Here is a 10,883-nt window from a genome sequence, read left to right on the forward strand (position 1 = left end):
CGTTACATGACAGATGATGTGCATAGGTACGGCAAACAGATTGAAGAAATTAAAGAAGGGGAATCTTTGACAGTTACAGAAACGATTAGTCAAAGAGATATTCTTCTTTACTTAGGTTTAACAAACGATAACAATCCTTTATATACTCAAATGGCCTACGCCAAGCAAACTGAGTATCAAAAGCCGATTGTTCCGCCGGTTTTATTAACAGGGATTATTACCAGCGCCATTAGCAAGCACTTGCCTGGTCCAGGAAGTGAAATTGTGAATATCGACGTGAATTTAATCTCTCCTGTGTATCATGAACAATATGTAACTTTTAACTTCGAAGTAATTAAAATTGACTTAATGAAGGAAGTTGTCACAATATCTGTGGAAGGGATGGATGACGAAGACAACCGCCTTTTAGATGCGGTGATTATGGTCCGTCCACCTAAGATGTTAGCTAACGTAGAGTAGGAGGTAAAAATATGAATAACTTTGATCCAAACCAACGTGAAATTATCGTTGATGGAGGCTTAAACAAGTTTTTAGCCAAGATGTATGGGTTTATGGCCGGGGCCGTAGCCGTTTCAGCTTTAGTGGCTTATCTAGCTACTGCGGTTTTCCAAACGCAATTTATGACCTTTTTCGCCATGAATCGTTGGGCTTTGTGGGGACTTTTTATCCTGCAAATTGTCTTAGTTTTTGGGATGTCCTTTAAAGCTGACCGCAGCCCTGTCGCTACAGCCACTATGCTCTTTATTTACGCAGCCTTAGAAGGAATTTTCTTTGGCATTTTGGTTCAAGCTTACACGGCCCAAAATATTACCATGGCTTTTGTAGCTGCGGCGGCAGATTTTGTAGTCTTGGCCTTTCTAGGAACAAACACGAAAAAGGATTTATCAGGGATTGGGCGTCAAGCCATGGCAGCTTTAATTGCTTTGATAGTGGTTTCTGTAATTAACCTCTTCTTGGGGAGTACAGTTATCCAGTTCTTCTTCTCTTTTATTGGAGTCTTGATTTTTAGTGTCTTAACTGCTTGGGATTCACAAAGATTTAAACAAATGTACCTACAATATGGTAACAGTCTTAACCCAACTAACTTAGCTTTGATGGGGGCTTTACAGTTGTACTTAGACTTCATTAATTTATTTATTCAATTATTGAATATCTTTACAGGGCTTAACGGTCGGGATTAACAAAAAGCGGTTTAATAGCCGCTTTTTTCATTGAGGTGAAATTTAATGACAGAAAAACTTTTATTGATTGACGGTAACAGTGTGACTTTTCGTGCCTTTTATGGCTTAATTAATGCTGTCGAACGCTTTAAAAATACGGAAGGGTTACACACCAGTGCTATTTATGGCTTTAAATTGATGCTAGACAAAATTTTGGCAGATGAGCAACCCGACCGGGTCTTAGTAGCCTTTGATGCCGGCAAGAAAACTTTTCGGACGAAAAAGTTTGCCGATTATAAGGGGCAACGTTCTAAAACTCCAAGTGAACTTACGGAACAATTTCCTTACGTACGGGAATTAGTGGCGGCACACGGGATTAAGACATATGCCCTACCAAATTATGAAGCTGACGATATCTTGGGGACCATGGCCAAGGAAGCTGAAGCCCAAGGAATGGAAGTTGTAATTGTAACTGGAGACCGTGATTTGGTACAATTAGTGACTGATAAGGTTACCGTCCTAGCAACGGTCAAAGGGGTCACTGAAATTGAACGCTATACGCCAGCAGAAGTCGCCGCTAAATATGGTGGCTTAAACCCCAAACAAATTATTGATATGAAGGCTCTCACCGGGGATAGTTCTGATAATTATCCAGGGGTAACTAAGATTGGAGAAAAGACAGCGATTAATCTTTTGACAGAATATGGTAGCTTAGAAGGTATCTATGCGAAAGTTGATGAGATGAAGAAGTCTAAGCGTAAAGAAAATCTGATTAACGAAAAAGATATTGCCTTTATGTGCCAAGATTTGGCTCGCATTCGTCAAGATGCGCCACTGGAAATTACTTTGGCTGATACAGTTTATGCAGGTCCTGATGAAGTTGCCTTGCGAGAGCTCTACCAAAAACTTGATTTCAAAAGCTTTTTAGGACAATTAAAGGCAAATACGGTTGAAGTTGAATTTGATAAATCACTGGCCATAATTGATTTAGCGACCTTGACAGAAGCTTTACCTCAAGCTAAAGAAGTAAATTTCTATTTAGAAATGGCCGATGATAACTACCATACGGCTGACTTTTGGGGCTTTGCCATTCAAATCGATCAGCAAGTCTATGTTTCTGATGATGTTTTAAAAATAACTGAAGCGCCATTGAAAGATTATTTAGAGAATCAGCAAGTGGCTGTTAATGTTTTTGACTTGAAACGGACTTTAGTTGGTTTAAATCGTTTAGGTGTTAAACTTAGTGGGGTGAATTTTGATTTACTTTTAGTATCTTACCTCCTAGATACGAGTGAGAATAGTAATGACCTTGGGAAATTAGCAATGTTGCATGATTTCTATGGGGTGAAAAGTGATGAAGAAGTCTATGGTAAAGGTGCTAAGCGAGCTTGCCCGGAAAAAGACCTGTTATTGCCACACTTGGCTACTAAGGTACAAGCTATTGGGCAACTGAAGTCCCAACTTTTAAATAAGCTTAAGGCTAATGAACAAGAAATTCTTTATGAAGAAATTGAACGTCCATTAGCTTATGTCTTAGGGCAAATGGAAATTGCTGGAATTAAGGCTGATCCCTTCTGTTTAAAAAATATGCAAACTGAATTGGCTAGTCGCTTGGCTGCTATTGAAGCTGACATCTATCAAGCGGCGGGTGAAGAGTTTAATTTGAACTCGCCCAAGCAACTGGGAATCATTTTATTTGAAAAGATGGGCTTACCTGTCATCAAAAAGACTAAGACAGGTTACTCAACAGCGGTAGATGTTTTGGAAAAATTACAAGACCAAGCACCAATTATAGCTGATATTTTGGAATACCGGCAACTAGCTAAATTGCAGTCAACTTACATTGAGGGGTTGTTGAAGGTTATTAGTGCTGATGGTAAAATTCACACCCGTTATACTCAAACTTTAACCGCAACGGGGCGGCTATCTTCCGTGGAACCTAACTTACAAAATATTCCGGCCCGACTGGAAGAAGGACGTCGAATTCGGCAGGCTTTTGTTCCGAGCCATAAGGTTGGGAGATTTTTTCTTCTGATTATTCTCAAATCGAACTTCGGGTTTTAGCCCATATTTCTGGTGATGAGCACATGCAGGCGGCTTTTAAAGAAGGACAAGATATCCACGCTGCAACGGCAATGAAGATTTTTGGTTTAGAAGATGCAAGTATGGTAACTAAGAATCTGCGCCGCCAAGCTAAAGCGGTTAACTTCGGGATTGTTTATGGAATTAGTGATTTTGGTTTAGCTAAGAATATTGGTAAGTCTCGTAAGGAAGCAGCAGATTTTATCGCCAAATACTTTGAAAATTATCCTGGTGTAAAGAAATACATGGATGAAAGTGTTGCACGAGCTAAAGCAGAAGGTTTTGTAGAAACAATCTTTCATCGTCGGCGCTACCTACCAGATATTAACGCTAAAAACTTTAATTTGCGTTCCTTTGCAGAAAGAACGGCGATGAACACGCCGATTCAAGGGAGTGCTGCAGATATTATCAAGGTAGCCATGATTAATGTGAATAAGCGCCTGCGTCAAGAAGGTTTACAGGCCAAAATGCTTTTACAAGTACATGATGAATTAATTTTTGAAGCGCCTAAGGAAGAAATTCCGGTTTTACAAAAGATAATTCCTGAAGTGATGGATTCGGCGGTTTCCCTAGAAGTACCCTTAAAGGTTGAATCTAAGCATGGTATTACTTGGTTTGATACTAAAAAATAAGGTATAATAAAAGTAAATTTGACACAATTTATCGGGAGGTAAAAGTAATGCCAGAATTACCAGAAGTTGAAACGGTTCGGCGTGGTTTACGTAAGTTAGTGCAAGGAAGCCGAATTACTGAAGTTGAAATCATGTATCCCAAAATGATTGAAGGTGATAGTCGAGAATTCGCGACTACACTTAGAGGGAAAGTTTTAGAAGATGTTGATCGCCGAGGAAAGTTTTTGCTGTTACGTTTTAGTGATGGTTGGACAGTCGTCTCACACTTGCGTATGGAAGGTAAGTATTTTGTAGAAAAGAAAGGTGCTCCTATTCGTAAACATACTCATGTGATTTTTAATCTAGATGATGGGCGACAATTACGCTACAATGATGTGCGGAAATTTGGACGTATGCGCTTGATAAAAACTGGTAGCGAAACTCAATTACCTTCTTTGCGAAAATTGGGGCCAGAACCTGTGGCGGCAGACTTTAAGGTGGCGGCTTTCTATCAAGGTTTACAAAAAAAGAAAAAAGCCGTTAAACCAGCTCTTTTGGATCAAAACTTAGTGACTGGTTTAGGTAATATTTATGTGGATGAAGTCTTGTGGATGTCTAAAATTCATCCTCAAACTCCATGTAATCACCTAACACAAGCAGATGTGCAAATCCTACACGATAATATTATTCAGGAATTAGCCCGTGCTGTAGAAGCTGGGGGAACAACGATTCGTTCTTACACAGATGCTTTCCAAAATGAAGGGGGCTTTCAGTTTGAACTTCAAGCTTACCAAAAAACCGGTCAACCATGTCCGCGGTGTCAGACACCAATTGAAAGAATTGTGGTGGGGCAAAGAGGTACCCATTTTTGTCCCAACTGTCAGCAGGTGAAATAGATGACCTTTGTTTTAGGGTTAACAGGAGGCATTGCTAGCGGTAAGTCAACCATTAGTAATTTTTTGGAGAAATACGGCCAGGTTATTGATGCTGATTTAATTGCCCGTCAGGTTGTCGCTCCGAAAAGTCAGGGCCTTGCGGAGATTAGTGCTACTTTTGGGCCAGATTATCTGACAGAAAGTGGCGCGTTAGACCGTGTTAAAATGGGGCAGACAATCTTTAATGATGAAAAACAGCGACAGAAATTGATGACCATTACCAGTCCTTTAATTCGGGCGGAAATTTTACGGCAATTAGCGCAAGCTAAGGAACAAAAGGTACCTTTGGTTGTCTTAGATATTCCGCTTTTGTTTGATGATGGCTATGAAAAATACTGTGACCAAGTCATGGTGGTTTATCTACCTTATGCTTTGCAGTTGAAACGTTTAATGGCGCGCAATGGTTTTAGTCAATCCCAGGCTCAAGCTAGAATTTCCAGTCAGGTTGACTCGCAAAAGTTATTAGCCCAAGCTGATATTGTAATTGATAGTTCGGGAACAGTTGAACAAACCCGACAAAAAGTGATAGAATGGCTAGAGAATAATAATTTTAGCGCGTGCTAGACTGAGGTGAGAAAATGAAGTGTCCCCATTGTCAAAATAATAGTTCCCGAGTAATAGACAGTCGTCCTGCTGATGATGGTAAAGCCATCCGGAGACGACGAGAATGCGAGAAATGTGGTTTTCGTTTTACCACTTTTGAAAGAACAGAAGCAACACCGATCTTAGTAATTAAAAAAGATGGGATGCGCGAGGAATTTAACCGTGAAAAAATTCGCCGAGGGATTATTCGGGCGGCAGAAAAACGTCCGGTTAATATTAAGCAAATCGACCGAATTGTTGAGGAAGTTGAAGATAAGATTCGGGCAGTTGGTGGTAATGAAGTCTCAAGTCAATTGATTGGGCGGTATGTCATGGATATCTTAGTGGATGTTGATGATATTACTTACATTCGCTTTGCGAGTGTTTACCGCCAATTTAAGGATATGAAAGCCTTTGCCCAAGAATTACAAGGCTTAATCGCCCGCAATGAAGGTAAAGAAGCACAACAAATGGTGAAGAAAGATGATTAATATGAATGCAGGCCTAACTTTTGGCTGGAAAGATTTAGATGCTGAAGACAGTTACGTTGTTTCAGCAAGTGAAAAAATTAATGCAGTTGATTTTGGCCAATTAGCTGCTTTATACCAGCCGATTATCGGGACTGCAGCGGTGGGTCTTTATACCTTTTTAGCGCAGGGAATTGTGGCGCACCCCCAAATATCCGATCGTCAAACCCATAAGGGAATGTTAAAAAGGCTGGACTTTGATGTGTCCGCCTTTTATTTTGCCCGCATTCGGCTGGAAGCGTGTGGTTTGTTGAAAACTTTTGTTCAAGAAGATTCTTTAGGGAAGCTTTTTATCTATGAATTGTTGCGGCCTTTATCGGGTTACCACTTTTTTAATGAAGACCTCTTGAGTACGGCTTTATTGGAGAAAGTGGGCAACTACGAGTATCAAAAACTTAAGGAAGAAAACTGTCCTCAAACAGTGGTTCATCCTCAAGCCAAAGAAATTACTAAAACCTTCTTAAATGTTTTTTCAATTCAACAAGATACGCTTATGCAGCAAAGTAGCGGTCCTAAGGAACCGCAAAAAATTAAGAGTCAAATGGTGGATGAGATTGAAGCTAAAATTGATTGGAACTACTTGGCACAACTGGTGCAAAGTAGTCACTTACAAGACGATATTTTGGAAAAACATCACCACAACATCAAAATTGTCAGTGCAATGTATGATTTTAATGAACTTACCTTATTGAAATTAATGCAACAAGCCTATGACTATAATCTTGAGGATTTAAACGATGAACGTTTTCGGACCTTGGCGAAGCAAAGTCATGATCGCTTGGAGGTTAAATCACAGGAAATGGTGCCAAGTCAACCGCTGGCTGAAAGTGCCCCGGTTCCAGAATTACAGCCTAAGAATCAACAAGAAGCCAGTTTGCTCAGAGAATATGGTGAGTTGTTGCAGTCTTGTCAAGAATCAGATCCAGGTGACTTTTTGGTTGATTTAAAAAAGACCATTAATCCCAACTTTATAGTTACTGACCAGGAACAAAGAATTATTAGTGAAGCAGTGCAACGGCAAGTAATGCCTCAAGGGGTACTTAACATGGTCATTCATTACATGTTGGTCGATCGGGATATGGATAGTATCAATAAGGTTTATTTTGAGAAAGTAGTGGCTAGTTGGACGAAGCATGGGATTCAAACACCATTGGAAGCTTTGAGTAAGATTATAGCAGACAATAATGCCCGCAAAAAAGCGGCTCAAGGTGGTGGTAATGCTAGCGGTCAAAGACGGGGATTTTATGGCAAACGTAGGTTAGTACAAAAGGAAACTTTACCTGAATGGGCTCAAGAAGGTTATCGGCCACCTAAAATCGATGCGGCTGAAAGAGCGCGTTTAGAAGAAAAAGAGCGCCGTTTAAAGGCCAAATTAGCAGAGTTGGCAAAAAGGAATCAGACTAAGAAATAGAGGTGAAAATAGTGGATTCAGTGGGTAAAATCATTTTTGCGAAATTTTTCAAAGGTGAAGATGCGCAAAAGTATGAGCATATGTTGCGTGAAGTCTTAGGTGATCCCGAAATTCAAGCTTTCTTAGCTCAACATCAAGACGAAATTAACGAGGATGGTATCGCCAAAAGTGTTAGTCGCTTGTATGAGTATCTCCAAGTTAAGGCTAAGCTTAAGCAAGGTGATGAGCGTCAAACAGGTGGTTATACGCCCAACTTGCGGATTTCTAATCACATGGTAGAAATTTACTATGCGCCGACAGCTTACTTGCGAGCTAAGCAAGCAGCGCGTAAAAAGGACCAACGTTTTAAGGTCTTTAATATGCCTAAAAATACCAAGCAGGCTAATTTAGATGATTTTGCCATCTCCGGTCAGCATGGTCAGCGTTTGGAAGCTTATACGGCCGTGTTAGAATTTGCATCCCAGGTCATTGAAAATCCACAAGTTTTTACCAAGGGTATCTATTTACAAGGGAGTTTCGGCATTGGGAAGACTTTCCTTATGGCGGGTATGGCTAATTATCTGGTCGAACAAGGGGTGCAAGTGACTATGGTTAATTATCCTTCTTTTGTGGTTGATGTAAAAAATGCTTTGTCAGACAATACAACGTCGCTTTATATTAACAAGGTGAAAAATGCCCAGGTATTAGTGCTTGATGATATTGGAGCTGATCAGTCGAGTTCCTGGGTCAGAGATGAAGTGCTCGGAGTGATTTTACAATACCGAATGCAAGAGCAACTACCAACTTGCTTTACCTCCAATCTGTCCATGCAACAACTACAAGAAGAATACTTAGCAGTAAATAATCGTGGCGAAAAAGAGCCTTTAAAAGCCAGACGAATTATGGAACGGGTGCGTTTTTTGGCGCGTGAGATTACTATGGAGGATCAAAACTGGCGTAATCCAGAAACTAACGTATCTTATGAAGAACCAGATTATCCTCAAGGTCCTTTGACAGGTTTCGAATATTAGAAGTTTTGCTTGCAATTTATACGAGTTAGTGTTTAAATGTAGTTAAATCATGTGAGAGACAAACGGTTATCAAACGCAGGGAAGTTGGTCGAGACTGCAAGCCAACTAACTGGTAACTTACCACTATCACCTAAGAGTCTAGTGCAAAGCTAGAACGGTGCGACCGTTACCAGCACAAAGGAGAGCGCAAGCTAAAACCTGGGTGGAACCGCGTTAGAAGACGTCCCTGGTGTCTATTTAGATAGGCATGGGGACGTCTTTTTCTTGCATGAAAATTAGGAGGTAAAATAATGTCAGAAGTAAAAATTACTTTTCCAGATGGTGCTGTAAAACCATTTGAAGCCGGTGTAACGACCGAGGATATCGCTAAATCAATTTCAATTTCTTTAGCGAAAAAAGCGGTGGCAGGTAAATTTAATGGTGAATTTGTGGCCTACAACCAAGCTTTAACTGAAGATGGGAGCATCGAAATTGTAACTAAAGATTCTGAAGATGGTTTAGTAGTCCTTTGGAGCACTGCTGCACAAGTAATGGGGAATGCTTTAAGCCAATTATATCCAGATATGAAGTTTGGGATGAGCGGTGTGACAGAACATGGTTTCTTCTTTGATACTGACAATGCCGAAGGCCAAGTTGCTGAAACTGATTTCGATAAAGTTGCCCAAAAGATGCAAGCTATTATCAAGGAAAACATTGCGATTGAACGTTTGGAATTAGAAAAGACCCAAGCCTTAGCTTTAGTAGCTGGTGACAAGTACCAAACTGAATTAATTGAAGACCAAGCTCAAGTGAGTGACAAGATTGTTGCCTTTAAGCAAGGTAACTTCTATGATTTTTCTGCTAAGGTAGCTTTACCAAGTACAGGTGGTATCAAAGTCTTTAAGTTACTTTCCGTGGCAGGGGCTTATTGGAAGGGTGCTTCATCTAACCCAATGTTACAAAGAATTTATGCCACAGCTTTTAATAAGCAAAAGGAATTGGATGCAGAATTAGAACGTCAAAAAGAAGCTCGTGAACGTGACCACCGAGTAATCGGTAATGACTTGGACTTGTTCTTTGTTGATCCTAAGGTTGGTGCTGGTTTGCCATACTGGATGCCAAATGGAGCCACAATCCGCCGGACCATCGAACGCTACATTATCGACAAAGAAGTAGCTTGGGGTTACGAACACGTCTACACACCAATTTTGGCCAACGTGGACTTGTACAAGCAATCTGGTCACTGGGATCACTACCGGGAAGATATGTTCCCACCAATGGATATGGGTGACGGTGAAATGTTGGAATTACGTCCAATGAACTGTCCTTCTCACATTCAAGTTTATAACCACCACATCCACTCTTACCGTGACTTACCATTACGGATTGCGGAATTAGGGATGATGCACCGCTATGAAAAATCTGGGGCTTTGACTGGTTTATCCCGGGTGCGTGAAATGACTTTGAATGATGGTCACACATTCGTAACGCCAGACCAAATCGAAGAAGAATTCAAGCGGACTTTACAATTGATGGTGGAAGTGTATGCTGATTTCGATATTACTGACTACCGTTTCCGTCTTTCTTACCGTGACCCAGAAAACACAGAAAAATACTATGATGATGATGAAATGTGGGAAAAATCTCAACGTATGTTGAAGTCTGCTATGGATGATTTAGGTTTGGAATATTTCGAAGCCGAAGGAGAAGCAGCCTTCTACGGTCCTAAGTTGGACGTCCAAACCAAGACAGCTCTAGGTGGGGAAGAAACGCTCTCGACTATTCAATTGGACTTCTTATTACCAGAACGTTTTGACTTGAAGTATGTTGGCGCCGATGGTGAAGATCACCGCCCAGTGATGATTCATCGCGGGATTGTTTCAACTATGGAACGTTTCACTGCTTACTTAACGGAAATGTACAAGGGCGCCTTTCCAACTTGGTTAGCACCAAAGCAAGTGGAAATTATTCCGGTTAACAACGAAGCGCACTTTGACTATGCAGCTAGCTTACGTAGCAAGTTAGCCGCGCATCAAGTACGGGTTTCCATTGATGACCGTAATGAAAAGATGGGGTACAAAATCCGTCAAGCTCAAGTCAATAAAGTACCATATACTTTAGTTTTAGGTGACAACGAAAAGAATGAAGGTACGGTAACCGTCCGTCAATACGGTCAAGAAACGACCACCACTATGTCGTTTGATGAATTTGTCGCTATCTTGAATCGTGATTTGGAATCATACAGTCGCAAGAACGACTAATTTATTTTTTGAAAATCGTCTCATTTTTGAGGCGGTTTTTTTGTTGTAAAAAATCCACAAAAAAACTTAAAAAAATCCTTGACCAAATTTAGTAATTACGATAAGATATTACTTGTCGCCGGATACGGAAGTTAGTTATTTGACGAAAAATCCGTAACGGGTACGATATAAAGGTTAACAAAAAATTTAAATATAAAAAAATGTTGACAAATATCTTGATGAAAAGTTATAATATAGAAGTTGTCGCAAGACAGCGAGTAGATCTTTGAAAACTGAACAAAGTTTCGACAAACCAAATGTGTAGGGCCACATTAAGTGGATTTAG

8 protein-coding genes and 1 pseudogene are annotated in these 10,883 nt (G+C 40.3%); all 9 read left to right on the top strand.

What is annotated here, in order from left to right; translation table 11 throughout:
* The first annotated feature begins 6 nt into the window (after positions 1–6).
* The 9 genes and pseudogenes from JCM10991_RS12750 (at position 7) to thrS (ending at position 10,558) form a co-directional block, all read left to right on the top strand.
* Positions 7–459, top strand: a complete 453-nt coding sequence (locus JCM10991_RS12750) for a MaoC/PaaZ C-terminal domain-containing protein (RefSeq protein WP_023859350.1) — start codon at positions 7–9, stop codon at positions 457–459.
* An 11-nt stretch (positions 460–470) separates the two neighbouring features.
* A complete protein-coding gene (locus JCM10991_RS05275; RefSeq protein WP_023859349.1) occupies positions 471–1,181 on the top strand; it encodes a Bax inhibitor-1/YccA family protein in 711 nt (236 codons plus the stop codon).
* A gap of 45 nt (positions 1,182–1,226) precedes the next feature.
* Positions 1,227–3,874 (top strand): annotated as a pseudogene (polA, locus tag JCM10991_RS12755) (DNA polymerase I).
* Positions 3,875–3,921: 47 nt separating this feature from the next.
* Positions 3,922–4,749 carry a DNA-formamidopyrimidine glycosylase gene (mutM, locus tag JCM10991_RS05285; protein ID WP_025020778.1) on the top strand — a complete coding sequence of 276 codons (828 nt, stop codon included), beginning with the start codon at positions 3,922–3,924 and terminating at the stop codon, positions 4,747–4,749.
* Positions 4,750–5,352: a dephospho-CoA kinase gene (gene coaE, locus JCM10991_RS05290; protein ID WP_025020779.1), complete on the top strand. Its 603-nt coding sequence runs from the start codon at positions 4,750–4,752 to the stop codon at positions 5,350–5,352. It begins immediately after the preceding gene.
* A gap of 14 nt (positions 5,353–5,366) precedes the next feature.
* Complete coding sequence (gene nrdR / locus JCM10991_RS05295; RefSeq protein WP_025020780.1) at positions 5,367–5,861, top strand: transcriptional regulator NrdR; 495 nt, start codon at positions 5,367–5,369, stop codon at positions 5,859–5,861.
* A complete protein-coding gene (locus JCM10991_RS05300; RefSeq protein WP_025020781.1) occupies positions 5,854–7,308 on the top strand; it encodes a DnaD domain protein in 1,455 nt (484 codons plus the stop codon). Before nrdR ends, JCM10991_RS05300 begins: the two co-directional genes overlap by 8 nt.
* An 11-nt stretch (positions 7,309–7,319) precedes the next feature.
* Positions 7,320–8,318: a primosomal protein DnaI gene (gene dnaI / locus JCM10991_RS05305; RefSeq protein WP_025020782.1), complete on the top strand. Its 999-nt coding sequence runs from the start codon at positions 7,320–7,322 to the stop codon at positions 8,316–8,318.
* A gap of 290 nt (positions 8,319–8,608) precedes the next feature.
* A complete protein-coding gene (gene thrS, locus JCM10991_RS05310; protein ID WP_025020783.1) occupies positions 8,609–10,558 on the top strand; it encodes a threonine--tRNA ligase in 1,950 nt (649 codons plus the stop codon).
* The last annotated feature ends 325 nt before the right edge of the window (positions 10,559–10,883 follow it).

This window comes from Ligilactobacillus equi DSM 15833 = JCM 10991 (assembly GCF_000615765.1).
GTDB classification, from domain to species: domain Bacteria; phylum Bacillota; class Bacilli; order Lactobacillales; family Lactobacillaceae; genus Ligilactobacillus; species Ligilactobacillus equi.